The 24,109-nt window shown below is 67.4% G+C and carries 21 protein-coding genes and 2 pseudogenes; 15 read left to right on the plus strand and 8 right to left on the minus strand.

What is annotated here, in order from left to right; all coding sequences use genetic code 11:
- Nucleotides 1-87: 87 nt before the first annotated feature.
- Genes Q8N10_RS18390 through modA form a run of 5 tightly spaced genes read left to right on the plus strand, consistent with a single transcriptional unit; the run spans nt 88 to nt 4,669 of the window.
- Entirely contained in the window at nt 88-1,164 is a 1,077-nt protein-coding gene (locus Q8N10_RS18390; protein ID WP_304780174.1) for an ISAs1 family transposase, read from the plus strand.
- A 37-nt stretch (nt 1,165-1,201) separates the two neighbouring features.
- Nucleotides 1,202-2,086 (plus strand): DMT family transporter, encoded by an 885-nt coding sequence (locus Q8N10_RS18395; protein WP_304780177.1) that lies wholly within the window; start codon nt 1,202-1,204, stop codon nt 2,084-2,086.
- 49 nt (nt 2,087-2,135) lie between these two features.
- Nucleotides 2,136-2,954, plus strand: coding sequence for a phytanoyl-CoA dioxygenase family protein (locus Q8N10_RS18400; protein ID WP_304780178.1), 819 nt, complete (start codon nt 2,136-2,138; stop codon nt 2,952-2,954).
- Between the two features lie 48 nt (nt 2,955-3,002).
- A complete protein-coding gene (locus tag Q8N10_RS18405) occupies nt 3,003-3,851 on the plus strand; it encodes a hypothetical protein (protein ID WP_304780180.1) in 849 nt (282 codons plus the stop codon).
- A 41-nt stretch (nt 3,852-3,892) separates the two neighbouring features.
- Complete coding sequence (gene modA, locus Q8N10_RS18410) at nt 3,893-4,669, plus strand: molybdate ABC transporter substrate-binding protein (RefSeq protein WP_304780183.1); 777 nt, start codon at nt 3,893-3,895, stop codon at nt 4,667-4,669.
- On the opposite strand, the gene Q8N10_RS18415 is transcribed toward modA, so the two are convergent.
- Entirely contained in the window at nt 4,670-6,193 is a 1,524-nt protein-coding gene (locus tag Q8N10_RS18415) for an ABC-F family ATP-binding cassette domain-containing protein (protein ID WP_304780185.1), read from the minus strand.
- 377 nt (nt 6,194-6,570) lie between these two features.
- Here Q8N10_RS18415 and Q8N10_RS18420 point away from each other — a divergent pair, with 377 nt between their 5' ends.
- Genes Q8N10_RS18420 through rodA form a run of 5 tightly spaced genes read left to right on the plus strand, consistent with a single transcriptional unit; the run spans nt 6,571 to nt 12,474 of the window.
- A complete protein-coding gene (locus Q8N10_RS18420) occupies nt 6,571-7,614 on the plus strand; it encodes a rod shape-determining protein (protein WP_215341221.1) in 1,044 nt (347 codons plus the stop codon).
- A 59-nt stretch (nt 7,615-7,673) separates the two neighbouring features.
- Nucleotides 7,674-8,804, plus strand: a complete 1,131-nt coding sequence (gene mreC, locus Q8N10_RS18425) for a rod shape-determining protein MreC (RefSeq protein WP_304780188.1) — start codon at nt 7,674-7,676, stop codon at nt 8,802-8,804.
- A complete protein-coding gene (locus Q8N10_RS18430) occupies nt 8,801-9,316 on the plus strand; it encodes a hypothetical protein (RefSeq protein WP_304780190.1) in 516 nt (171 codons plus the stop codon). Before mreC ends, Q8N10_RS18430 begins: the two co-directional genes overlap by 4 nt.
- Nucleotides 9,317-9,328: 12 nt before the next feature.
- Nucleotides 9,329-11,320, plus strand: coding sequence for a penicillin-binding protein 2 (mrdA, locus tag Q8N10_RS18435; RefSeq protein ID WP_304780193.1), 1,992 nt, complete (start codon nt 9,329-9,331; stop codon nt 11,318-11,320).
- Complete coding sequence (gene rodA, locus Q8N10_RS18440; protein WP_304780196.1) at nt 11,317-12,474, plus strand: rod shape-determining protein RodA; 1,158 nt, start codon at nt 11,317-11,319, stop codon at nt 12,472-12,474. The genes mrdA and rodA overlap by 4 nt, the downstream gene beginning before the upstream one ends.
- Here the strand turns inward: rodA and pip are convergent.
- Both pip and Q8N10_RS18450 read right to left on the minus strand, forming a co-directional pair.
- Nucleotides 12,471-13,463 carry a prolyl aminopeptidase gene (gene pip / locus Q8N10_RS18445; protein ID WP_304780199.1) on the minus strand — a complete coding sequence of 331 codons (993 nt, stop codon included), beginning with the start codon at nt 13,461-13,463 and terminating at the stop codon, nt 12,471-12,473. The two genes, rodA and pip, sit on opposite strands and share 4 nt — an antisense overlap.
- Before the next feature lie 9 nt (nt 13,464-13,472).
- Nucleotides 13,473-14,486, minus strand: coding sequence for an alpha/beta fold hydrolase (locus Q8N10_RS18450; RefSeq protein WP_304780202.1), 1,014 nt, complete (start codon nt 14,484-14,486; stop codon nt 13,473-13,475).
- 94 nt (nt 14,487-14,580) lie between these two features.
- On the opposite strand from Q8N10_RS18450, the gene Q8N10_RS18455 reads away from it, so the two are divergent.
- Nucleotides 14,581-15,798 carry a multidrug effflux MFS transporter gene (locus Q8N10_RS18455; protein WP_304780204.1) on the plus strand — a complete coding sequence of 406 codons (1,218 nt, stop codon included), beginning with the start codon at nt 14,581-14,583 and terminating at the stop codon, nt 15,796-15,798.
- A gap of 211 nt (nt 15,799-16,009) precedes the next feature.
- Here Q8N10_RS18455 and Q8N10_RS18460 read toward each other — a convergent pair whose 3' ends face one another.
- On the minus strand, nt 16,010-16,999 hold the full coding sequence (locus Q8N10_RS18460; protein WP_304780206.1) for a sensor histidine kinase: 990 nt from the start codon (nt 16,997-16,999) through the stop codon (nt 16,010-16,012).
- A 289-nt stretch (nt 17,000-17,288) separates the two neighbouring features.
- On the opposite strand from Q8N10_RS18460, the gene Q8N10_RS18465 reads away from it, so the two are divergent.
- From Q8N10_RS18465 to Q8N10_RS18475, 3 genes and pseudogenes are all read left to right on the plus strand, one after another.
- Nucleotides 17,289-18,308 carry an alpha/beta fold hydrolase gene (locus tag Q8N10_RS18465; protein ID WP_304780209.1) on the plus strand — a complete coding sequence of 340 codons (1,020 nt, stop codon included), beginning with the start codon at nt 17,289-17,291 and terminating at the stop codon, nt 18,306-18,308.
- 260 nt (nt 18,309-18,568) lie between these two features.
- A complete protein-coding gene (locus tag Q8N10_RS18470; protein ID WP_304780218.1) occupies nt 18,569-19,360 on the plus strand; it encodes a hypothetical protein in 792 nt (263 codons plus the stop codon).
- Between the two features lie 12 nt (nt 19,361-19,372).
- A pseudogene (locus Q8N10_RS18475) lies at nt 19,373-19,630 on the plus strand (integrase); the annotation flags it as partial.
- Between the two features lie 289 nt (nt 19,631-19,919).
- Here the strand turns inward: Q8N10_RS18475 and Q8N10_RS18480 are convergent.
- From Q8N10_RS18480 to Q8N10_RS18490, 3 genes are read right to left on the minus strand one after another with little or no spacing between them, the layout of a single operon-like run.
- Nucleotides 19,920-21,410, minus strand: a complete 1,491-nt coding sequence (locus Q8N10_RS18480) for a bifunctional 3-(3-hydroxy-phenyl)propionate/3-hydroxycinnamic acid hydroxylase (protein ID WP_304780221.1) — start codon at nt 21,408-21,410, stop codon at nt 19,920-19,922.
- A 3-nt stretch (nt 21,411-21,413) separates the two neighbouring features.
- Nucleotides 21,414-22,250 carry a fumarylacetoacetate hydrolase family protein gene (locus Q8N10_RS18485; protein ID WP_304780224.1) on the minus strand — a complete coding sequence of 279 codons (837 nt, stop codon included), beginning with the start codon at nt 22,248-22,250 and terminating at the stop codon, nt 21,414-21,416.
- Nucleotides 22,247-23,194, minus strand: coding sequence for a VOC family protein (locus Q8N10_RS18490; RefSeq protein WP_304780227.1), 948 nt, complete (start codon nt 23,192-23,194; stop codon nt 22,247-22,249). Before Q8N10_RS18490 ends, Q8N10_RS18485 begins: the two co-directional genes overlap by 4 nt.
- 87 nt (nt 23,195-23,281) lie before the next feature.
- On the opposite strand from Q8N10_RS18490, the gene Q8N10_RS18495 reads away from it, so the two are divergent.
- Nucleotides 23,282-23,917 carry a TetR/AcrR family transcriptional regulator gene (locus Q8N10_RS18495; protein WP_304780230.1) on the plus strand — a complete coding sequence of 212 codons (636 nt, stop codon included), beginning with the start codon at nt 23,282-23,284 and terminating at the stop codon, nt 23,915-23,917.
- 58 nt (nt 23,918-23,975) lie between these two features.
- On the opposite strand, the pseudogene Q8N10_RS18500 reads toward Q8N10_RS18495, so the two are convergent.
- Nucleotides 23,976-24,109 (minus strand): annotated as a pseudogene (locus tag Q8N10_RS18500) (IS30 family transposase); the annotation flags it as partial.

Genomic DNA, 24,109 nt, shown 5'->3' on the forward strand with positions numbered 1-24,109 from the left:
GCAGGGGAATCGCATATGGCGTTGGAGTCGAAATCTTAGGTCGAAGCGGATTCTGCAGATGTCTCCTTGGTGTTTGGAGACGGGGTTGTGGGGACGTTTTCTGACTACTTTGGGGCCGTGTCAGACCCTCGTGCCGGTAACGCTCGGCACGATCTTCTGGAGCTGATGTTCGTGGCCCTGGCGGCGGTGCTGTGCGGGGCGGAAGATTGCACCGACATGGCCGAGTTCGCCGAGGCCAAGCTCGGGGTTCTGCGCGAGGTTGTGAAGCTGGCGCATGGTCCGCCGAGCCACGACACCTTCAGCCGGGTGTTCCGACTGTTGCAGCCGGAGCCCTTCGAGGCGGCGTTCGCGAAGTTCACCGCCGCCTTCGCCGGCGCGCTGCGGGGCGTGGTGGCGATTGATGGCAAGGCGTTGCGGGGGGCTTACGACCGTGGACGCAAGGCCACGCCGCTGCATCTGGTCAACGTCTGGGCGGCGGAGGCCCGACTGGTGATCGGTCAGCGCCTGGCGCCAGGCCGCAACGAAGTCCTGGGCGCTCAGCAGGCCTTGGCGCTACTGCGGCTCGACGGCTGTATCGTCACCGCCGACGCGCTGCACTGCCGGGCCGACACCGCCCAGGCGATCCTCGACGCCGGCGCCGACTACGCCCTGGCCCTGAAGGCCAACCACCCGAAGCTGCTGGCCAAGGCCCAAGCCCTGATCGAGGCCGCCGATCCCGCCACCGAAGCGATCAACGGCCCCACCAAGGCGCATGACCGGGTCGAGGGCCGCACCGCCATCGTCGTGGCCGCCCAGGGCATGGACTTCCCAGGCCTGGCCGCCGTCGCCCGCGTCGAGACCTACCGCAAGTCCGCAGGAGAACCCGAGCCTGTGATCGTGCGCTGGTACCTGCTCTCCACGCAGCTCTCAGCCGAGCGGATGCTGGCGGTCGCCAGAACCCACTGGACCATCGAGAACCAGCTCCACTGGGTGCTCGACGTCGCCTTCGATGAAGACCGCGTCCGCAGCCGAAAGGACAACGCCCCTCAGAACCTCGCCCTCATCCGAAAGCTCGCCCTCAACATCATCCGACAGCACCCCGCCAAGGGATCCATCAAGACCAAAATCAAGCGGGCCGGATGGGATGACGCCTTCCTCTTCTCAATGCTCGGTCATATGCGATAGCCCTGGTCCGCGACGGGGGTGAGCGGGGGTCTGCGACATGCTCTGGATATTGCTGACGGCGGCGGCCGCGCCGCTGCAGGTGGCGCGCAATGCGCTGCAACGCGGGTTGGTTGGGGACGCCGGGCCCTGGGGCGCGACTCTCGTGCGCTTCCTGTTTGGCCTGCCGTTCTCGCTGCTGATCTTCGCCGTGGCAGCCTTCCTGACCCCAGACGCGGACCCGCATCTGTCGGCGCGCTTCCTCATCGCCGTGACCGCCGGCGCCATCGCCCAGGTGTGCGCCACCGCGGCCCTGCTGATGGCCATGCGCCACTCCGGGTTCGCGGTGGCGACCTTCATGCAGCAGGCGTCGCTGCCGATCGCCGCCATCATGGGCTTTGTTCTGTTCGGCGACCAAATGAGCGCGGTTCAGTGGGCCGGGCTGGCGGCTACAACCGTCGGCCTGCTGGTCCTGTCCTGGCCGCGCGGAGACGAGGCGATGGCCGGCGCCCTGAGCGGCTCGCTGTTTGGCCTGGCGTCGGGCGTCGCCTTCGCCGTGGCGCTGAACGGCTACCGCCAGGCCGGTATGGCGCTGGACCCCGACCATCCGATCTATTCGGCGACGGCGGCCCTTTGCGTCGCCCAGACCCTGCAGTCCATCGTGCTCAGCGCCATCCTGGCCGTCACCCGGCCTCAGGCGCTGCGGTCGGTGCTGGGATCGTGGAAGCAGTCGCTGGGGGCGGGGTTCTTCGGCACCGCGGCCTCGGCCTGCTGGTTCTCGGCCCTGGCCCTGGCTCCAGCCGGCCAGGTGCGCGCCATAGGCGTGATCGAGGGGCCGATCGCGGCGGCGGCGGGGCGCAGGCTGTTCAAGGAGAAGCTGACCCTCGTCCAGATCGCCGGAGGCACGGCGACGGCCATCGGTGTGGTGATGACAGCCCTGGGGTAAGCCGCGCTATGCTGGGCCATCCGCCGACAGAGCGGGGAGGGAACACGCCATGATCTTCGACCTCGACGCCCATACAGAGGCCCTGCACCGCGACGGCTACACGGTGATCGAGGACTTCTGTGACGCAGACACCCTGGCGTCCATCCGCCGGGGTCTGGCGCCCCACATGGAACAGCACCGGGGCCGCAACGACTTCGAGGGTTTCGCCACCGAGCGGGTCTACACCCTGGTGGCGCGGGGCAAGGTGTTCGAGCGGGTGACCGAGGACGCGCGGGTGCTGGCCCTGCTGGACCGCTTCCTGCAGCCGGGCTACCTGCTCTCGGCCAGCCAGGCGATCTGCATCTATCCGGGGGAGACGGCGCAGGCGGTGCATACCGATGACGGCTTCTACCGCCTGAAACGGCCACGCCCGCCCGCCTCGATGAGCCTGATCGCGGCGGTGGACGCCTTCACCACCGAGAACGGCTGCACCGAGGTGATCCCCGGCAGCCACCTGTGGCGCGACGAAGAGGTGGCGGCGCTGAAGCCGTCGGATCTGCCGGGCCTGTTGAAGCCCATGGTCATGCCGGCCGGCGCCGCCATCGTCTTCCAGGCCACCCTGCTGCACCGGGGCGGGGCCAACCGTAGCAAGGCGCCGCGCCAGGCCTTCACCAACCAGTATTGCGAGCCCTGGGGGCGGACCCAGGAGAACTTCTTCCTCGGCGTGCCGCAGGAGCTTGTGAAGACCATGTCGCCGCGCCTGCAGCGACTGCTGGGCTACGACATCTGGCCTCCCTTCATGGGCCACGTGACGGCGTCGCATCCGTTGAAGACCCTGGAGGACGGCTATGTCGCTCCGGTGCTGGTGGATCGGGTCGTCGAGAGCTAACCTAGCGTCAGGCGCCGCCGAAGAGCGGCCCACTTTCGGGGGTGAAACATGAACCAGGCCGCCGAGTCCGTTGAAATCTCCGGCGAATTCCGCCGCCCGCGAAACCTCGCCCAGGAGATTAAGGGCTCGATCCACGACGACGCCACCGCCTCCAAGCTGGGGTTCCGGGGCGGGACGGTGGCCGGGTCGGTCCATATGGATCAGTTCGTACCGGCGCTCTTGGAACTCTATGGGCCGGACTGGTTCCGCAGGGGGACCCTGTCCCTGACCTTCAAGCACGCCACCGTCGACAACGAGGCGGTGCGGGTGTTCGCTCAGCCTGGCGAGGCGCGCGCACGGCTCTGGATGGAGAACGAGGCCGGCGACATCGTGGGCGAGGGGACCGGCTCCTGCGGCGGGCCCGACCTGCAGAGCGAGGTCCGCCAGCGGCTCGAGGGCCAGGGGATCGTGGGCGCCGAGACCCTGCGGATCCTCGGCAAGCTCAAGCTGGCGCCCATGGGGGAGGACGTCATTGTCTCGGCCTCCGCCACCAAGCGCCTCGACACCATCACAGAGCCCCTGCCCGTCTATGAGGGCAAGGACGAGCGGTTCGCGGGCAGCGTCCTGCCGCCTTCGGCCTGCGTGCAGCTGTTCTGCAGCGTCCAGCGCCAGCGCCTCGACCTGGACGGCCCTGCGGTGGGGCTCTACGGCGCCATCGAGATCGAATATATCGACGGCCCGCTGCTGGCCGACACCGAGTACAGCTCCCACGCCCGGATCCTGGCGCTCAGCGAGAGCCCGAAGACTGAGAACCTCTGGTGGGAGGTGGTGCTGAGCGATCCCCGGAGCGGCCGTGAAGTCGCCCGGATGCTGCAGTATCTGCGGTTCCTGAAGGGCTCGTCCAAGCTATATGGCTGAGGGGCGAGCGGGGCGCGCCGAGAGTTGATTCAAGGATTTTCGTGAAGCCTACCCGCCGGATCGCCATCATCACCGCCGGGGCCTGGATGCTTGCCGGCCCCTCTGCGCTCGCCGCCGACAAGCCGGTGACCGTGTTCGCCGCGGCCTCGCTGAAGAACGCCCTGGACGAGGTGGGGGTCGCCTATGCCGCCAGGACCGGCGGCGCGGCGCGGTTCTCCTATGCCGGCTCCCCTGCCATCGCCCGCCAGATCGAGCAGGGGGCGCCGGCCGACATCTGTATCTCCGCCGACAGCGACTGGATGGACTACCTGGCCGGCAAGGGCTTGATCGTGCCCTCCAGCCGGCGAAGCCTGCTGACCAGCCGCCTGGCTCTGATCGCACCGGCGGACGCCAAAACGAGCCTGAAAGTCGCCCGTGGCATGCCGTTGGCCAAGGCCCTGGGGGGCGGCCGGCTCGCCGTCGCCGGACCGGATGTCCCCGCGGGCCGTTACGCCAAGGCCTCCCTGACGAGCCTGGGTGTCTGGAACAGCGTCTCGGGCAAGCTTGCCCAGGCCGAGAACGTCCGCGCCGCCCTGCAGTTCGTGGCGCGCGGCGAGAGCCCCTATGGGATCGTCTACGACACCGACGCCAAGGCCGAGCCCCGGGTGAAGATCGTCGGCCTGTTCCCCGAGGCCAGCCATCCGCGCATCGTCTATCCGGCCGCCCTGGTGGCTGGCGGACGTAACCCGCGGGCGGCCGCGTTCCTGAAGTTCCTCAGCGGGCCCGAGGCTCGGGCGGTGTTCAGGAAGCACGGGTTCGTGGTGCTGGCGCGCCGCTGACTACTGCGCCTCGAAGAACGCGTCCGGCCCCTCGACCTCGATCAGCTTGCCACGCCGGATCTCGACGAACCGGGTGGCCGCCGCCCGGGTGAAGTAGCGGTCGTGGGAGACGAACAGGCAGGCGACGTCGGAGGCCTCAAGCTGGGCCTCCAGCGCCTCCTGGCCCTCAATGTCCAGGTGGTTGGTGGGTTCGTCCAGCAGGTAGAGGTTGGGCTTGGCCAGCTGCATCTTCAGGAAGGTCAGGCGCGCCCGCTCCCCGTGGCTGAGGTCGGCGATCGGCCCCTTGATGCGGTGATAGGGAAAGCCCGCCTTGGCCAGCAGGGCGTTGGCGTCCTTGGTCGTCGCCCCATCGGCGGCGGTCAGGTAGTCCAGCAGGCTGGTCCTCAGGGGCAGCTCGGCCATCTTCTGATCGAAATAGACCAGGCGGGCCTGCGGGTTGAACCGCACCGGCGCCTGGCCGTCATAGTGTTCCTGGTCCGGGTCGTACGCGCGGGCGAGCGCATTGAGCAGCATCGACTTGCCAGCCCCGTTGACGCCGAGGATGGCGATGCGGTCGCCGGCGGCAACGTTCAGCCGCTCGATGGTGAACAGCTTGCGGCTGCCGTCGGGCACGGTGACCGTGTGGCCGTGGACCCGCAGGGCGACCTTGGCGTCGATCTCGCCGTCATGCAGCTCCAGCCGGCGCTCGCGAGCGACATAGCTCTCGGTGCGCTCGGTCTCGATGCGGTCGATGCGCTTTTCGGTGGCCTTGGCGCGCTTGTGGAAGGCGTCGTTCTTCACGCCCCAGACCCGGTAGCGGGCGGCGACCTTCTCCAGCCGCTCAATTTCCTTCCCCTCCAGTTGCCGGCGGACGGCGTCGGCGGCGTCGCGGTGCAGGAGCTGTTCGCGGGCGCGGCTGAAGGGGACGCTGAAGGAATGGGCCCCGTCCGAGCGCAGGAAGATGGTCCGCGTGGTGGTCCGCTCCAGGAACTCCCGGTCGTGGCTGACGATCAGCATGGGCAGACGGTCGTCGTCGGCCAGCCAGCTCTCCAGGGTGTTGATGTTGGAGAGGTCCAGGTGGTTGGTCGGTTCGTCGAGGATCAGCAGGTCGGGTTCGGCCAGCTTGGCCGCCGCGGCGATCAGCATCAGCCGTTGCCAGCCGCCGCTGAGGGAGCCGAAGGCCTGCTGCGCGGTCTCGTAACTGACCCCGATCTCGTCCAGCAGGACATCGACCTTCCAGTCCTCGCTGCCGTCGGCGAGGGGCAGGGCGCTTTCCAGCACCTCGCGCACGGTCTTTTCGGAAAGGCCCGGCGGCACGTCCTGAGGCACGTAGCCGATCTTCAGGCCGCGGGACTTGATGATCTGGCCCTCGTCCAGCTCCAACTCACCCAGCAGGCATTTGAGCAGCGTCGACTTGCCCGCGCCGTTCTCCCCCACCAGGGCGGTCCGCGCCGCATCAAGCTGCAGGCTCACCCCCTCGAAGACCTTGCTGGCCCCGTAAAGGAACCGCGCCTTCTCGACCCCGAGGACCGCCTGACCGGACATGTGAGCGCCCTTCGGCCGCAAGCTTCAGTGGACGAGGGTTCTAGTCCCCGCGCGCCCGCGAAGCTGTCACTCCGAAGCGACACAGGCCAGCCATCTTGAACGCTCACTCAGCCCGTCAGCGCCGGGCGCCCGATCGGTGTTCGCCCCGCCATCATCGATTGGGCGGCTTCACCAGAACGTGTGCGGGTGGCGTGGTGACGCGGTTTAGCTGCGGCTGTCATTAAGCCTTGAAATCAACCCATTGGCAGGGCACACGCATGGGGTCCTGCAAGCGGAGGCTGAAGCGCTGGGCGGCTTGATTCGTCAGGTCGCTTGAGTGAAGCGTCTCAAGTCTTCGCAGACCCGCAGTCACCGTCTCCCACCCTCCAGGGCTCTGCATGATCTCGTCCCTCTTCGGCGCCATCTCCAACGATATCGCCATCGACCTCGGCACCGCCAACACCCTCATCTACATGAAGGGCAAGGGCATCGTGCTGAACGAGCCCTCGGTGGTGGCGTTGCGCAATGTCGGCGGCCGCAAGATCGTCCATGCCGTGGGCATAGAGGCTAAGCAGATGCTGGGCCGCACGCCCGGCCACATGGAGGCCATCCGCCCCATGCGCGACGGGGTCATCGCCGACTTCGAAGTCGCCGAGGAGATGATCAAGTACTTCATTCGCAAGGTTCACAACCGCAAGGGCTTCGTGAACCCCAAGGTCATCGTCTGCGTGCCGTCCGGCGCCACCGCAGTGGAACGCCGCGCCATCAATGACAGCTGCCTCAACGCCGGCGGACGCCGCGTGGGCCTGATCGACGAACCCATGGCCGCGGCCATCGGCGCCGGCCTGCCGATCCATGAGCCGACCGGCTCCATGGTCGTCGACATCGGCGGGGGCACCACCGAGGTGGCCGTGCTGTCCCTGTCGGGCATCGTCTATTCGCGTTCGGTCCGCGTCGGCGGCGACAAGATGGACGAGGCGATCATCAGCTACATGCGCCGCAACCATAACCTGCTGATCGGCGAGACCACCGCCGAGCGCATCAAGAAGGAGATCGGCACCGCCCGGGCTCCGGCCGACGGCGAGGGCCTGTCCATCGAGGTCAAGGGCCGTGACCTGATGCAGGGCGTGCCGCGCGAAGTGCGCATCAGCGAGAAGCAGGCGTCGGACTCCCTGGCCGAGCCGGTGGGTCAGATCGTCGAGGCGGTGAAGATGGCCCTCGAAGCCACACCGCCGGAACTGGCTTCCGACATCGCCGACAAGGGCATCATGCTGACCGGCGGCGGCGCCCTGCTGCGCGGCCTGGACGCCGAGATTCGCGATCACACCGGCCTGCCGGTGACGGTGGCCGACGACCCGCTGTCCTGCGTGGCGCTGGGCTGCGGCAAGGTGCTCGAACATCCCAAGTGGATGAAGGGCGTGCTCGAATCGACGCTGGCGTAATACTTGCAAATCGGCGTGGGGAAACGGGGCGTCCCGTCACCCTGAGGACGGGCGGCTAGGTGGCTTTTCGAGAAAGTCCGTTTGGCGAACTGAAGGTGCCGTTGGCCTGGACAGCCGCGGTGGCCCTGATCGTGGCTGTCGTCGTCGCCGTCGCCCTGCTGATGTCCGACCGCCGCGAGACCTTCCAGTCCGAAGCCTATGGCGTCACCCGCCAGGTGGGGGACGCGGTCGCCGCGCCCGTCAGCGGCGCGCTCGCGGCGCCCGGCCGCTGGACGGGCCTGGGCATGGAGAACATCCGCGACTACCTGTTCGCGGTCTCCGAGAACCGCAAGCTCAAGGCCGAGCTCAAGGAAGCCCGCCAGTGGCGCGATGTGGCCATTGCGCTGCGCGACACCAATGATCGCTACAAGTCGCTGCTCGGCCTGAAGACCGAGCCGCCGATCCCGATGGTCGCCGCCCGGACGGTGAGCGACAGCCGGGGCCCCTTCGCCAACACACGCCTGGCCAATGCGGGCATCGAGAAGAACATTCAACCGGGCAATCCGGTGATGAGCGAGAGCGGGCTCGTCGGCCGGATCATCGGGGTGACCCGGGGCGCCAGCCGCATCCTTCTGCTCACCGATATCGCCTCGCGCACCCCGGTGATGATCGACCGCACCAATGCGCGCGCCATCCTGACCGGTGACGGCGGCCCCAATCCGAAGCTGGAGTACCTGCGCGGCAAGGAACCGGTGAAGCAGGGCGACCGGGTGCTGACCTCCGGCGACGGCGGCGTGCTGCCGCGCGGCCTGCCGGTGGGGGTGGCCGTCAAGGGGCTGGACGGTCGCTGGCGGGTGATCCTGGCGTCAGACGCCGCGCCCATCGACTTCGTCCGGATCCTGCTCTTCCAGGACTTCTCGCAGCTTGAGAAGGCCCAGAAGGAGGAGCTGGACAAGATGCCGCCGCCGCCGCCCTCCGGACCTGTCGAAGGGGTTGGCGCGCCTCCGACGCCTGGCGCGCTCCCGGCCAAGCCGCCGACCACATTCACGGCCACCACGGTCACGCCTCCGAAGCCCGCCCCGGCCAGGCCGACGACGCCGAAACCCGCGCCGCCAAAACCGAAGCCCGCGGTCAAGCCGGCCCCGCCGCCGCCGCCGGCCGCCGTGACGCCGGCCCCTACGGCGATCGCACCGGCGGAGGTGCCATTTTGAGTCTCTCGGCCGCCCGTCCTCTGGATCCGTGGCGCTGGCTTGGCTTTCCCATGCTGCAATGCCTGGGCTGGACCCTGCTGTTCGGCATCCCCCTGCGGGTCTTCGGCCTGCAGCTGCCTGAGCCGGTGTTCTGCATGGTCCCGGCCTTCGCCTGGGCGGTGATCCGGCCCTCCATCATGGCGCCCTTCGGCGTCCTGCTGATGGGGCTGATCCTCGACATCTTCTGGGGGTCGCCGGTGGGACTCTGGGCGCTGTCGCTGCTGACCGCCTATGGCGTCGTCCTGCTCTCCCGCAACTGGATGGTGGGCCAGAGCCGGCCGATGATGTGGGCCTGGTTCGCCGCCGCCTGCGCCATCGCCAGCCTGGCTGGGTTCCTGTTCACCCGGCTGGACGCCCGGGCTTCGCCCAGCCTGATCGCGGTGGCCTGGCAATTCCTTGCCACAATCCTGCTCTATCCCTTCGCCCACAGGCTCATCGACAGGTTCGAAGACGCCGATGTGCGGTTCCGTTAGGACATCGGGCGCATGAGCGAGCCCTCTATCTTCTTTACCGAGGTCAATGAGCGGCAGGGGGTCTTCCACCGCCGAGCCTTCCTCATGGGCGGCCTGTCGGGCCTGGGCCTGCTGGCGCTCACCGGCCGCCTGGCCCACCTCCAGCTCGTGGAGGCCCAGCGCTATGAGAAGATGTCGGCCTCCAACCAGTTCAACTTCCGGCTGGTGCCGCCGCCGCGGGGGCTGATCGTCGACCGCAACGGGGTGATCTTGGCCTCGAACCGCCCGAACTTCCGCCTGCTGGTGGCCAAGGACGGCAAGATGGATCCCGAGGGCACGGTGAAAACCCTCGCCCACTTCGTGCCCCTGGACGCCGAGCGCCAGGCCCGCCTGACCAAGGACCTGATCCGCGCCCCGAAGCGCTCGCCGGTGTCGGTGATGGAAGACATGAGCTGGGAGCAGTTCTCGGCCATCAATGTGCGCGCGCCCGAATTGCCCGGCGTCACCGCCGACATGGGCGAGGTCCGGGTCTATCCGCACGGCGGGGCCTTCGCCCACGTGATCGGCTACGTGGCCAAGGTGAATCGCGAAGATATCCAGCCCACGGGCCCGAATTCCGAAGCCATCATGCTGCACCCCGGCTTCCGGATCGGACGCCAGGGGGTGGAGAAGGCCTTCGACCTGCGCCTGCGCGGCCGGCCCGGCGCCCAGAAGGTCGAGGTCGACGCCAACGGCCGTGAGGTTCGCCAGGACTCCGAAGGCGATATCCCCGCCACCCCCGGCGCCGAGATCCAGCTCTCCCTCGACGCCGACATCCAGACCCGGGCGCTGGAGGTGATGGGCGACGAGAGCGGGGCGGTGGTCATGCTCGATTGCCGGACCGGCGACGTGCTGTGCATGGCCTCGGCGCCCAGCTTCGACGCCAACCGCTTCGTGCGCGGCATGACCCGGCCCGAATACCAGGCCCTGGCCAACTACGAGCGCAAGCCCCTGCTGGACAAGGCGATGTCGGGCCTCTACCCGCCCGGTTCGACCTTCAAGCCGACGGTGGCCCTGGCCGCCCTCGAGGCCGGCATCAATCCGGAGGTGCGCATCCATTGCTCGGGGGGCTGGTACTTCGGCGGTCGGACCTGGCGGTGCTGGAAGCCTGGGGGGCACGGCTCCCAGAACATGCACGACGCCATCAAGAACTCCTGCGACGTCTACTTCTACCAGACGGCCCTGCGGATCGGGCCTGATCCCATCGCGCGCGCGGCCCACGCCCTCGGCTTCGGTCAGACCTTCGACCTGGGAATTCCGGGGCAGAAGAAGGGGATCGTGGGCTCCAAGGAGTGGAAGCGGAAGGCGGTGAAGCGTGAGCCTGTGTGGCAGCCCGGCGACTCCGTCAGCTACGGCATTGGCCAGGGCTATGTGAACGTCAACGCCCTGCAACTGGCGGTGATGACCGCGCGCCTGGCCAACGGTCGCAAGGCCCTGAACCCGCGCCTGGTCCGCTCGATCGGCGGCAAGGAGTTGCCCAGCGGAGCCGCGGTGCCCGACCTGCCCTTCCAGCAGGCGCACATCGACTATGTGCGCGGCGCGATGATCGCCGTGGCCAACGACGTCACCGGCACCGCCTATCGCCAGAGCCAGCTTGGCCTGGGGGACGTAATGATGGCCGGCAAGACCGGCACCGCCCAGGTACGCAGCTATGACGGCGTGGCCGACCGCAACTCCGCCAGCGTCCAGTGGAAGCTGAAGGACCACAACCTGTTCGTCGCCTTCGCCCCCTATGACGCGCCGCGCTATGCGCTGTCGGTCATCGTCGAGCATGGCGGCCTGGGCGGGGCCACGGCCGGCGCACCGCGTGCCCGCGAGGTGATGCGCGTCGCCCTGCTGAAGGACCCCGAGATCCGCGCCCGGATCGAGAAACCCCTGCCCATGCCCGAGCTCACCCCCGATGGACTTGCCGAGGGCGCCGCGCCAGGCGCGCCCGTGCCCGGCGCGCCGCCGCTGGCCACCCCCCCGTCTGGAGGCGCCGTATGACCGTCAGCGCCCTGACCCGCCCGGGCGAACGCGACCGGCTGGTGGTCAAGTTCAGTGAAATCGACTGGCTGTTCTCCTTCGCCCTGTGCCTGATCGCCGGGGCCGGCGCCTTGATGATGTTCTCCATCGCTGGCTCGTCCTGGGAGCCCTGGGCAGGCGCGCACCTGTTCCGCTTCGGCGTCCTCTTCGTGGTGATGGTGGTCCTGGCCATGGTGGACCTGCGGGTCTGGTTCGCCATCGCCTACCCCCTCTATGGGGTCGGCCTCGTGCTGCTGGTCCTGGTGGAGGCGGTCGGCGACACGCGCATGGGCGCGCAGCGGTGGCTCGACCTGGGGCCCCTGGGCAGCTTCCAGCCGTCGGAGGTGATGAAGCTCGGGATCGTGCTGGGCCTGGCGCGCTTCTACCATTCGATCTCGGCCGACGACGCGCGCTTCTCCTGGTGGCTGCTGGTGCCGGTCCTGATGATCGCCGCGCCTGTCGTGCTGGTGGCGCACCAGCCCGACTTGGGCACCGCGATGCTGATCCTGATGACCGGTGTGGCGGTGGTGGTGCTGGCGGGCCTCGACTGGCGCGTGATCGCCACGGGCCTCGGGGCGGCGGTCATATCGGTGCCGCCGATGGTGATGTTCGTGCTGCACGAGTACCAGCGCAAACGCATCTTCACCTTCCTGGACCCTGAGAGCGACCCGTCGGGTTCCGGCTATCACATCCTGCAATCGAAGATCGCGCTCGGCTCCGGCGGCTTCCTTGGCAAGGGCTATGGCCTGGGGTCCCAGAGCCAGCTCAACTTCCTGCCGGAAAAGCAGACCGACTTCATCTTCGCGACCCTGGCCGAGGAGTTCGGCTTCGTGGGCTGTTTCTCGGTGCTGTTCCTGTACGCCGTGGTGATCTTCATGGCCCTGCGCACCGCGGCCCTGGCCCACTCCCACTTCGGTCGCCTGGCGACGGCGGGGGTGACCGCCACCTTCGCCCTCTATGTGATGATCAATGGGGGCATGGTGATGGGGCTGGCGCCGGTGGTGGGCGTGCCCATGCCGATGCTGTCCTATGGCGGCACCGTCATGGCCACCGTCATGATCGGCTTTGGCCTGGTCCAGGCCGTTCGCGTCCACCGCTACTCGGAAGTGACCAGCGGCAAGGGCAGCTTCCTCTAAACCGAGAAGGCCTGGTCTGTCGCCCGCACCAGGCCATCGACGATGCCGGGCTCAGTCGAGGCGTGGCCGGCGTCCCAGACCACTTCGAAGCGGGCCTCGGGCCAGGCCGTCTTGAGGGTCCAGGCGCTTTCCATCGGCGTGACCACGTCGAAGCGGCCCTGGACGATCCAGCCGGGAATGCCGCGGATCTTGCCGATGTTCTTCAGGATCCAGCCGTCCTCGCTGAAGAAGCCCTTGTTGGCGAAGAAGTGACATTCGATCCGTGCAAACGCGATGGCGAAGTCGATCTCGTTGAACTTCGAGGGCCTCGCCTCCGGACCGCGGATGGAGATGGTGTCGCCCTCCCACTGGCTCCAGGCCGCGGCGGCCTCGGCCTGGACGCGGCGGTCTGTGTGGGTCAGGCGGCGGTGATAGGCGGTGACCATGTCTCCGCGCTCGGCCTCCGGGATCGGGGCCACGAACTTCTGCCAGGCGTCGGGGAACAGGAAGCTCGCCCCGTCCTGGTAGAACCAGCGCAGCTCCCGCTGGGTCAGCAGGAAGACGCCGCGCAGGACGAGCGCCTCGACCCGCTGCGGATGGGTGATGGCGTAGGCGAGCGCCAGGGTTGAGCCCCAGGACCCGCCGAACACGGTCCACTTCTCGACGCCCAGATGGATTCGCAGGCGCTCGATGTCGTCGATCAGCGACCAGGTGGTGTTGTCGTCCAGGCTGGCGTTGGGCCGCGACTTGCCGCAGCCGCGCTGGTCGAACAGCACCATCTTCCACTTCGACGGGTTGAAGAACCGCCGCATGGTCGGATTGATCGCCCCGCCGGGGCCGCCGTGCAGGATCACGCAGGGCTTGCCCTCCGGATTGCCGCACACCTCGTAGAAGATCTCGTGCTCGCCGCCGGTGGGCATCCACCCATAGGTGAAGGGCTCGCTCTCCGGGAACAGGCCGCGCCGGTTCGTGGAGGAGGAGAGGGCGGGCGGCGGGGTGTTGCGTTCCATCATCCCTATCTAACGCGGGAAGCGGCGATCCATCCAGCCGAGGATGAGGTCATTGACCTCTTTGGGCTTTTCTTGCTGCGTCCAGTGACCGGAATCCTTCACCAGCACCTTCTCTAAGTCACCGATCACATCTTCCATGCCTTCGGCCATGGCGGGCGAGAGCACCACGTCCTTCTCGGCCATGATCATCAGGCAGGGGATGCCGTCGACGCGGGTCGGCAGGTCGGCCGACCGCTCCCAGTTGCGGGTGAAATTGCGGTACCAGTTGACGCCGCCGGTGAACCCCGTGACCTCGAAGGTCTCCACGAAGGCGGCCAGTTCCTCGGGGCTCAGCAGCTGGTTGGCGGTGTCGGACTTGTCCCAGGCGTCCAGCAGGTCGCCGAAGGCGAAGGTCGACTGGCCCTCGGCGGCCGGGGTCGACATGTCCAGGCCGGCCCCGGCGTCCATGGCGTCGCCTGACGCGGGCTTGCGCATGAAGAAGCGCAGGGTCTTGTCGACGTCGGCGCCGAGGACCGCGTCAGCGACGCCCGGCTTCTGGAACCAGACGATGTACATGTCCTCGCCGAACGCCATGCGCATGGCGGCGATGGGATCGAAGGGCGACCTGCGCATGAAGGGGGTGTTGAGGCCGATGACGCCGGCGCAGCGGTCGGGGTGCATCAGCGGCATCTGCCAGACGATGATGCCGCCCCAGTCGTGGCCGCAGAACACCGCCTTGTGGATCTTCAGGTGGTCCATCAGCCCCACCAGGTCGCCGGTCAAATGCTCCATGTCGTAGTCGGTGACCGCCTCGGGGCGCGAGGTCAGGCCGTAGCCGCGCTGGTCGGGCGCGATCGCCCAGCGACCGGCGGCCTCGCAGGCGGCCAGCTGGTGGCGCCAGGAAAAGGCCAGTTCCGGGAACCCATGACAGAAGATGATCGGCGTGCCCTGGCCGCGCGGCCCGACCTCGTAATAGGCCATGTCGATACCGTTGACGGCGGCGTGCTGGACGGGCGGCATCTGTCGGGCGAGGGCGGCGGACATGGGCGGTTCCTTGTGCGTTCCTTCCTATGATGCAGGCCTTCCGGTCGGGAAAGGCAAGCCTTCCCACCCGGCCGAACCGCGCTAGAACCGGACCATGAGCGATCCTCCCGCGCGATACGTCCCGGAGAAGACCCCTTGGGGCTTGGTGATCCTGCTGGGATCGCTGACGGCCTTCGCGCCGATGTCCATCGACATGTATCTTTCCAGCCTGCCGGCTATCGGGGCGGATCTTGGCGCCAGCCCGGCCCAGACCCAGGGAACGCTGGCGGCCTTCTTCGCCGGCATGGCCATCGGCCAGTTCATCTATGGACCAGCCTCCGACCGCTTTGGCCGCCGTCCGCCCATTGTGGTGGGGGTGGCCATCTACATCCTGGCCTCCATCGCCTGCGCCCTGGCGTCGTCCCCGGAGATGCTGATCGGCGCGCGGTTCATCCAGGCCTTGGGCGGCTGCGCCGGCGGCGTGGTGGCCCGCGCCGTGGTCCGAGACCGCTTCAACCACACCGAGACGGCGCGGATGCTGTCGCTCATGACCCTGATCATGGGCCTGGCGCCCATCCTGGCGCCCCTGCTGGGAGCCGCCCTGTTGGTGGCCGGCGGCTGGCGGCTGAACTTCTGGTTCCTGGCCGCCTTCGGCCTGGTGGTCGGCGGCGCATCCCTGTGGCGGATGAAGGAGTCGCGCTCGGCCGAGACCCTGGCCCAGGCGATGTCGGAGAGCCCCTTCGGCGCCTACATGGCCCTGCTGAAGCAGCGGCGGCTGATAGGGTACTGCTTGGCGGGAGCCTTGAATGGGGCGACCCTGTTCACCTACATCTCCGCCTCGCCGGCGCTGCTGATGGGGACCTATGGCGCCACGCCCACCCAGTTCCCGTGGCTTTTCGGCCTGAACGCCGCCGCCGTCATCGGATCGAGCCAGATCAACCGCTACGCCTTGCGCCGGGCGACCCCCGATGAGGTGCTTAGCCGCGCAAGCCTGGCCTCCGTCGCCGCCGGGGCCCTGCTGGCCATCGCCGCCGTCACCGGGATCGGCGGGCCGTGGACGGTCCTGCCCATGCTCTTCATCCTGCTGGGGACCTACGGCTTCATGCAGGGCAACACCATGGCCGGCGCCCTGAACGTCGACACTCGCCGGGCGGGCTCGGTCTCGGCCTTGATGGGCGGCACCTCCTTCGGCGTCGGCGCCCTGGCCTCGGGCCTCACCGGCGTCCTGCACGACGGCACCGCGCGGCCCATGGCGCTCACTATGTTCATCGCCCTGATCGGCTCGGCGATCGCCTTGCGGCTGCTGGCCCTGCCGAGGAAGGGCGAGGCTTAGCTTGCGGGGGAGGGGTCAGCCTCCGCTCGCCGCACAACCCCTCCCGTCATCCCGGACGGCCGCCAGGCCGATCCGGGACCCAGGAGCCCAGCGCACCGCCCCTGGATCCCGGCTCTCCGCTTCGCTGCGGCCGGGATGACGTGAAGGGGTTCGCCTGCGAGAACCCCTTATCCGACCCTGCTCCGCGGGACGACCCGCAGCGGCTGGCGTGTCAGGTCTGGCGCGACGCGGGGGGACTTGGCCAGGACAACCGGGCGCTCGCGCCGGGGTCGGCCGGCTGAAGCGACCATTGACCGCCCAATTGTCGCGTCAGGGCGGTGATGATCCTGAGCCCCAGACTCCCGGGTTCGGCGGTCGCCGTTCCGGAGACGCCCACGCCGTCGTCGGCGATGACCAGGGTTCGAACCGCACCGTCGTCGGACAGCTCGATCGTGATCTCGCCGGGACGATCCGGGAAGGCATGCTCCAGGGCGTTGTTCACGCATTCCAGCATGATCAGGACGACCGGGGTGGCTTCCTCGGCTGACAGCACCACCGCGCCGCTGGAGATGGAGACGGCGACATCGTCGCGGGCGGCCGCCTGGAGCGCGTCATCGACGATGGAGCGCGCCAGGGACTCAAAGGCGGTGGCCTGCCGCTCGGCGTCAGCCAGGCTTCTCTGGATCTGGGCGACCAGGGCGGTGCGCGCAGAGGCGTCGGCCAAGGCCTTGCGGGCGCCCGGATCGTTCGAGGCGCGCGCTTCCAGGCTCAGCAGGGCGCTCACCACCTGGATATTGTTGGAGACCCGGTGCTGCACTTCCCGCAGCAGGATGTCGCGGCTCTCCGCGAGGGCGGCGTTGCGCTCGACCTCGTGGGACAGCCGCCGCGACGCGCCGTCCATGCCGACGATGAAGAAGATGTCGACCGCCGCGACGAAGATGTAAAAGCCCAGGGCGACCAGGGTGGCGACGCCGATGTCAAAGCCTGGCGGACCGATCCAGAACCACCAGGCGGCCAGACCAGACAGTGTGGCGGTCAGGATCGCGGGTCGCAGGCCGGCATAGTAGGCCACCAGCACCACGGCCGGGAAGAAGGTCAGGTAGGGAAAGCCCGGCGGGAACCATTGCGCCAGCCCCAAGCGCAAGGCGAAGGCCACACCCCAGGCGAGGAGGGCCAGCAGGTAGCCTCGCCACGCGGGGTGTCGGAAGAAATCTTGAGGCATGCGGCTCCCGGCAGGGCGCGCGGAGCGCGGCGGCTACCTCTACCTATCGAAGCTACCCCCAGAAAGTCCATTCCGGAAGCCCGCCGCGATCAAGCGCGGCTCGGGGCGAAGGCTGCGGGGGCGAGACGCGGGCGTGCTTAGGGTCCGAGAAGGGTGGGGAGCGAAGGTTGTGACCTCTCTGAGGGTTCGAAGCAAACGCCGCCCATGGTCCGGCGTCAGACTGCGTTGTTGATCGGCGTCAAAGCTGCTTCTCCGCCGCGACTTAACCTGGGGGGGAGGAGCTCCGACCGTGTACGAACCACTTGCAGCCCCACCACGCCCGACCGTCCGCGGCTCCCTTAAAGGGCGCCGAACATGGGCGCTCACCGGCCTTGCGACAGCCATCGTGCTCGCGGGCGTGGGGGTTTTCGCGGCCTATCGTCTGGACATCGCGGCCGCCGAGGCGCGCGTCGAGGGGCGCAGCACGGTCGTCCAAAGCCCCTACGGGCCCATCGAGTACGCTGTCGTTGGGCAAGGCCCCCCCGTGCTCGCCATCCATGGCTCCGGTGGCGGGTTTGACCAGGGGCTCGACATGATGGAACCGCTGGCGAAGCACGGCTACCGCCTCATCTCACCCTCACGATTCGGCTACCTCAGGAGCGGACGGCCCCGGAACGCCTCCCCGGCAGTCCAGGCCGATGCGCTTGCTTGGCTCGTGTCGCACTTGGGTGAGGGGAGGGTCATCGTGGCGGGCGGTTCGGCAGGATCGCTCCCCGCTATGCAGTTCGCGCTTCGGCATCCGGAGCAGACCAGGGCCCTCGTCCTCCTCGTCCCAGCAGCCTATTCGCCCGACCGGAAGCCGAACGAGAGCGGTATGGGCGGCCCCGTCGGCGAAGCGATAGCCCTTTCCCTCCTCAATTCGGACTTCCTCTTTTGGGCGGCGACGAAGCTCGCGCCGGGCCGCATGACGCAGGCTCTGCTCGCGACCAATCCTGCGTTGGTCGCCGCCGCGCCGCCAGCCGAGCAACAGCGCGTCGCCGCAATCCTCGCGCACATCCTGCCTGTAAGCCGGCGAGCGGCGGGGCTGATCGACGACACCACTTGGGCTGGCGCACCGCCGCCCTACCCCCTCGAGCGCATTTCGGCGCCAACCATCGCGGTCAGCTTCGAGGACGACCTATACGGGACCTACGCTGCCGCGAAGTACGCGAGCGAGCGGGTCCAGCACGGCACGCTTGTGAGCTACCCGACCGGCGGACACGTGTGGGTCGGTCACGATGCAGAGGTTTGGAGCGCCGTGGCGGCATTCCTAAGCGCCCACGCAGAGTAGGCCCATCCCCTAGCCATGTTGATCACGAATTACGGTGACACTGTATGAAATTGCTGAACTCGGACAGTCGACAATCAACTCGGAGGACGCAGTTGGCCGCAATGGGCTCTTAGTCGCCATTTGGAGTGTCCGGTTTTGGGCTGGAACTTCGACGCTGGGCAACGGCACGTTCGCGACGCGGACCCAAATGGAACCAGGGGCCGCTGGTGTTGCTCAGCCATTTGAAGGTCCGTAGGGTTTGACGAACCGGGGGCGTCGACATGCTTGGTACACTTTCGATCATCGCGCAGCTGGCCTCGGCGCAGATCGCCGAGACACCGAGCGAACGCGTCGATCACCTGCTTCGGTGCGCTTTCCTGACCGTGCGGGCGCAAGAGCAGCGCGAAGGCTTCGCCGTCGATCATCCGCTGCGCCGACGCCTGGAGATTGTCGATCGGGTGGCGCCGGCAGTGAACGCGCAGGCCAATCAGGCTGTGGGCGGAGTGGTCAAGTCGGACGCGGAAATGGCCGAGCGCATGAAGCGCGCCGAGGCCGCGAACACCGGAATGGTCGCCGAGAAGCTGGGCGACGCCCTGTCGGCCTGTGCGGCTTATGTCGGCCAATCACCCGGCCCTGAACCCATGCCCACTTCGGCGCTGGTGCTGACCCAGACGGCCGGAACACATAACTTCTATCTGCTGGCGGCCTCGCCGGAACACCTAATGTTGCTTGGCCGGCCGAAGGGACGCGGATCGACGCCCTCGTTCTCCTCCGGCGTCGTGGTCTACATCCCCAGAGCGCCGAAGAAGAGTAGCGACGGCAGCCCGTTCAGCCGTCTGGACACGGCCTATGAATACGAGTGCGGTCGCCGCCGGTCGCGCAAGCTCGGCCTCGTCGCCTACGGCGCGTCAGGCGAGCCCGTCGCCCAACAGGTGGGAATCGAAAAGTGGGAGGATACGCCTGACCACCTAGCCATGAACGTCGCTTGTTCCCACTTCCAATACGAAAACCGCGCGGTGGCCAACGACTTGAACGCTCTCGTGGTTCGTTGGCGGGCGACGGTGGCCAAATAGACGGCCGACCGTCGCTTGCGTCCTCGCGACCATCTTACGACGTGTCGGTACGCGAGGCTTGTTGGTGAGTGGGTCGCCATGATCGAGCTGGAGCCCCGCACGTACGGTACGCACAGCCTCCGCCGAACCAAGGTGGCCATGCTGTACAAGAAGGCCGGTAATCTCCGCGCCTGCCAGCTTCTCCAGGGTCATGGAGAGCTAGAGAGCACGGTTCGGTACCTCTGCATCGAGGTCGATGACGCCCTTGCCTTGTCCGAGCAGATCGAAATCCGACCGTACCGGCGTACCGAAATTACGGTGACACTGTATGAAATTGCTGAACTCGGACAGTCGTGGCTCAAGCAAGCCGACGCCAGAGCTGATCCATTTCATACAGTGTCACCGTAACTGCACGACTCTGGACGAAGGCTTCGAGGGCGGGAAGCGGACGTGCTTAGGGTCCGAGAAGGGTGGAGAGTGGTCAGAAGCCCCGCGCCCGAAAGCAGACGTTCCCCTATGCCCCCGACGTGCGGGCGCAGACCACCACCGCCGAATTATACCCGATTGATACGGGCTCCGATTAGTCCTGTGCTTTTGCCCATGCTTTCAGGAGAGTGTCGGCTGAGCCGGCTCCGAAGACATAGCGGTCCGAGCGAACGAGGATGGCCTCGCCTACGCCGCGGCGGTCGAACCAACCAACAAGATCGGCGGCGAAGGGGGCCAGAGCCGTGTCGGTTAGGGCCACGCACCTGACCGACACCACCGGTTCGGCCGCCACAGAATTGCGTGTGATGAGCCAAGGGCCAGCTCCAAGCACGTCATCCAGCCGCTCCGGTGACGCGTCGCCGGACCAGGGTTGCGGGAAAAGTTCACCGGCCGCAGCGCTGCCAGCCATAACGCAACCGACTGCGATTGGCGGATAGCTGACGGCGCCGCCTGGCCCCCGCCCAGTCGCCCGCTGCGCCAACATGGTGCGGTCGCGCTCGGCGGCGGCGATGGGATCGGTGATGCAGACCGTGCGCCCCATAACTAGCGCCAGGTCGATTATGGCGCGCACATGCGGCTCGCGCTCGGGCTGGTAGGTGTCCAGGAGCGCCTCGCCCGCCTCCCCACGCAGGACGGCGGCGAGTTTCCAGGCCAAGTTCGCAGCGTCGCGCACACCGGAGCACAGGCCCTGACCGGCGAACGGCGGCATCTGGTGGGCAGCGTCTCCGGCCAGCAGCACACTGCCCGCCCGCCAGCGATCGGCCACCAGGGCATGAAAACGATACACCGCCTTACGCTCCAAGCTGATGGCACCATCGACGTTCCAGGGCGCCAGAAGAGCCTCAATGAAGTTGTCATCAAGCACCTGTTCGACGGTCTCTCCCGGCTTCAGCATGAACTCCCAGCGATGGCGGCCTTGGCCCATCAGGACGCACGTTGTGGGCCGCTCCGGGTCGCAGATTTGCAGGTTGATTTCGGGCAGCCGCTGGGCGTCATGCACCAGGGCGTCGATCACCAGCCAGGGTTCGTCGAACTTGAGGTCGAGGAACTTCGCGCCGCTGGCTCCGCGAACGGTGCTTGAGGCGCCATCGCATCCGACCAAGTAGCGCGCCGAGAGGCGACGCGGACCTTCCGGCGTGGAAAACTCCGCGGTGACGCCGTTTTCGGAGGCTGCGTAGCCCTCAAAGGTCCACTCCGTTTTCAGCTTAGCGTTGGCGGCGTCTGCAAGGCGTCGACGGAGGGCGGCTTCGATTGAGGGCTGATGGATCATGTTGGACGCTGGCCAGCCGCACGGAGTGCGCGCCGTGTCCATTTCGAAGCGCATCAGTACTTCGCCGGCGGCCGTGAGAAAATCGTATCGGTTGGCGGCGCGCGACGTGGCCATGATCTCATCGGCTACGCCCAGCGATTGGAAGATACGGACGATCTCGTGATCGATGTGGGCGGCGCGGGGCAGTGGATAGATCTCGGCCGCCTTGTCGGCGACGATCACAGAGACGCTCTCCCGCGCCAGAAGCAGCGCCAAAGTCACGCCCACGGGTCCGGCGCCAACGATGAGCACGTCGCAGTCATGGGACTTCGCCATGGCTCAGGCCTCGGGCTCAAAGCGGTTTTCGATGTGGCCCAGTCCCTCGATCTCGCAGCGTACGACGTCGCCGGGCTTGAGGAACCGACGCGGGGTCATGGCGGCGCCGATGCCGCCGGGCGTGCCCGTGAACACCAGGTCGCCGGGCTCAAGCGTCATCGCCTGCGACAGGTGGGCCACCTGGTCAAAGACGTCGAATACCAGGTGCCGAGTGTTGGAGGACTGCCGCTCCTCGCCGTTCACCAAGCATTTCAGCGCCAGGTTGTGAGGGTCGATTTCGTCGCTCGTGGTGATCCATGGCCCGATGGGGGCGTGGGTGTCGAAGGACTTGCCGAGTGACCATTGCGCCGTGCGGTGCTGCCACATTCGCTCGGTGACGTCGTTGCCGACACAGTAGCCGAAGATGCGCGCCGCGGCCTCGTCGCGGCCGATATGCTTGCCGCCTTTGCCAATGACGGCGACAAGCTCCGCCTCGTAGTCGACGGTTTGCGAAATCCTGGAAATTTGCACTGGATCAAAGGGGCCATTGACCGAAGTGACAGCTTTGGTGAACCAGACTTGGTGCTGCGGCGTCTCCATCTTACTCTCAGCGATGTGGTCGGCGTAGTTCAGGCCGATCGCGAAGACCTTGCCAGGCCGCGGCACGGGTGGCAGCAGGCGTACGGATGCGAGGGGCGCCCCGTCCCCCGCGGCTTCGCGTCGCCGAAGTTCCGCCTGCACGTCATCCCACGCAGCAATCAGTTGGGCCATGCCGCCGGCCAGACCTGTTGGCGTGAGCCGCTCGGCGGTGACGATCCCCGTCCGCGGCCCCGACCCATCGTCGTAGAATGCGATCTTCATGACTGCCCTCCGACAGCACCGGCCACCATCGGGTGCGACGGCCCCCACTGGACGCCCAACAGATCTGCCATGGTCTTCTTGTGCGAGCCGTCCGCCACAGTGAACAAATCCCCATCTGTCCAGTGCTCCAGCTCGTGGCCCCAGGGGTCCTTCCAGTAGTCGAAGATCTGGCTGCCAAGGATGTGCCGGCCGACGCCCCAGGCCGCCTCGCGACCTGCCCTCCTTAGGTGAGCGTGACCGCGCATTAGGTCGTCCATGTCCGCGACCTCGAAGGCGGCGTGATTGAAGCTGGGTCCTCGGGGCGACTGCAACAGGAACAGGGTGTGGTGGTCGGTCGGCGTGTCGCCCTGGTCGCAGCGCAGGAAGGCGCCGATTGCCACACCCGGCGCCATCTCAATCTCGTCGCTGGTGATGAAGCCGAAGCGTGACTTGTACCAGGCCTCGACCTTCCGGAAGTCGGAAACCTCAAGCACGCAATGGCCAAGCCGGACCACCGTGGCCGGACCGGCGGCCAGGCGGACCGAAGCGCGCAGGCGCGGACGGCCCGAGGCCGCGGAGTTGCGCGGCGTCTCGGCCTCCAGCGGCAGCGGATCTAGAGGCGTTTGGCCAGCGACAACCTCAATGAGGCGACCATCGGGGTCAGTCAGGCGCACGACACGGCCGCCGCCCGGCGCATGGAGCGCCTCCACCTCAACATCCTCGGCCTTCGCGAGGACCTCCAGGTCCGAGATGCTTTCCGCCCTCAGCCCCAGAGCCGCGAAGCTCGGCGCTCCCTGCGCCGTGGCATGCACGAACGGCGAGCCGCCGGCGCCCCGCGCGTAGAGCACGCCATCGGGCGAAAGCGTCGGCTTCAGTCCGAACTCAACAAGAAAGGCCCGCATCTCTTCCAGATCGGGCGCGGTGAAGCGCACATGGGAAATATCAGAAACTCGAATGGTGCTCACCTGATGCCCCTCCTAACTTGACCATTTGGTCATATTTGAACTAGCATTCGATCAAGATCAACCCCGCATCGACTCCGAGCCCCTGCCATGATCGCCAAGACAGCCAGCCGCCAGGAGCCGCGCCGCCTGAGAACCCGGGCCGCGTTGCTGGAGGCGGGCGCCAAATTGCTGGCTCAACGGCCTATCGACGCCATCGCCGTGAACGACATTGTTGATGCAGCTGGCGTGGCGAAGGGAAGCTTTTTCAATCACTTCCAGGACAAGGACGCCTTCGCGGCTGAAGTTTCCGCGGAGATCCGCGCGCACGTTGAGGCGCGGGTGACCGCCGTGAACGCGAATGTGACCGACCCGGCGGTGCGAATGGCGCGGGCTATGTGCGTGTTCGTTCAGTTCGCGCTCAGCGACGCGAAGCGAGCGCACATCATGTTGCGCGGGCGCGAATGGGCGGCGGACGGTGAGCACCCGATCAACGCCGGTTTGCGGGCCGACATCGACCAGGGCGTTGCGGCTGGGCAGTTCGCCGGCCGGGCCAAGACGGCCGGCATTCTCTATGTAATCGGCCTTTGCCAGGTCCTGATGATGGCGGTGCTGAGCCGGCGAGAACTGGCTGAGTGTCAGCGATTGACCGCCGAATTGCTGGCGCTGACCTTCACTGGATTGGGGTTGGCGCACGCCGAGGCAATCATCGAAAACGCCATTGACGAGATTGTGGTCGGCGCGTGACGGATCGCGCCTTGATCGTGGAATGGACCGCTTCGAATGACCGGTTCGGATGGTGGGCTCAACTGATCGCTGCAACACACTCGGCGAAGGTCTCTGCTGGTGTTCGATAGAGCAAGGTCTTTCTGGGCCGTTCGTTGAGCTGGCGGGCGATGGCGCTGAGCTGGGCTTGGCTGTGCACAGACAGGTCGGTCC

The organism is Phenylobacterium sp., from assembly GCF_030693625.1.
Lineage (GTDB): Bacteria > Pseudomonadota > Alphaproteobacteria > Caulobacterales > Caulobacteraceae > Phenylobacterium > Phenylobacterium ferrooxidans.

What these genes read in the sequence shown, in the direction of transcription:
- Q8N10_RS18395 (WP_304780177.1), top strand. Translation starts at nt 1,202, where the DNA reads ATGCTCTGGATATTGCTGACGGCGGCGGCCGCGCCGCTGCAGGTGGCG.
- Q8N10_RS18400 (WP_304780178.1), top strand. Translation starts at nt 2,136, where the DNA reads ATGATCTTCGACCTCGACGCCCATACAGAGGCCCTGCACCGCGACGGC.
- Q8N10_RS18405 (WP_304780180.1), top strand. Translation starts at nt 3,003, where the DNA reads ATGAACCAGGCCGCCGAGTCCGTTGAAATCTCCGGCGAATTCCGCCGC.
- Q8N10_RS18415 (WP_304780185.1), bottom strand. Translation starts at nt 6,193, where the DNA reads ATGTCCGGTCAGGCGGTCCTCGGGGTCGAGAAGGCGCGGTTCCTTTAC.
- Q8N10_RS18420 (WP_215341221.1), top strand. Translation starts at nt 6,571, where the DNA reads ATGATCTCGTCCCTCTTCGGCGCCATCTCCAACGATATCGCCATCGAC.
- mrdA (WP_304780193.1), top strand. Translation starts at nt 9,329, where the DNA reads ATGAGCGAGCCCTCTATCTTCTTTACCGAGGTCAATGAGCGGCAGGGG.
- rodA (WP_304780196.1), top strand. Translation starts at nt 11,317, where the DNA reads ATGACCGTCAGCGCCCTGACCCGCCCGGGCGAACGCGACCGGCTGGTG.
- pip (WP_304780199.1), bottom strand. Translation starts at nt 13,463, where the DNA reads ATGGAACGCAACACCCCGCCGCCCGCCCTCTCCTCCTCCACGAACCGG.
- Q8N10_RS18450 (WP_304780202.1), bottom strand. Translation starts at nt 14,486, where the DNA reads ATGTCCGCCGCCCTCGCCCGACAGATGCCGCCCGTCCAGCACGCCGCC.
- Q8N10_RS18455 (WP_304780204.1), top strand. Translation starts at nt 14,581, where the DNA reads ATGAGCGATCCTCCCGCGCGATACGTCCCGGAGAAGACCCCTTGGGGC.
- Q8N10_RS18460 (WP_304780206.1), bottom strand. Translation starts at nt 16,999, where the DNA reads ATGCCTCAAGATTTCTTCCGACACCCCGCGTGGCGAGGCTACCTGCTG.
- Q8N10_RS18470 (WP_304780218.1), top strand. Translation starts at nt 18,569, where the DNA reads ATGCTTGGTACACTTTCGATCATCGCGCAGCTGGCCTCGGCGCAGATC.
- Q8N10_RS18480 (WP_304780221.1), bottom strand. Translation starts at nt 21,410, where the DNA reads ATGGCGAAGTCCCATGACTGCGACGTGCTCATCGTTGGCGCCGGACCC.
- Q8N10_RS18485 (WP_304780224.1), bottom strand. Translation starts at nt 22,250, where the DNA reads ATGAAGATCGCATTCTACGACGATGGGTCGGGGCCGCGGACGGGGATC.
- Q8N10_RS18495 (WP_304780230.1), top strand. Translation starts at nt 23,282, where the DNA reads ATGATCGCCAAGACAGCCAGCCGCCAGGAGCCGCGCCGCCTGAGAACC.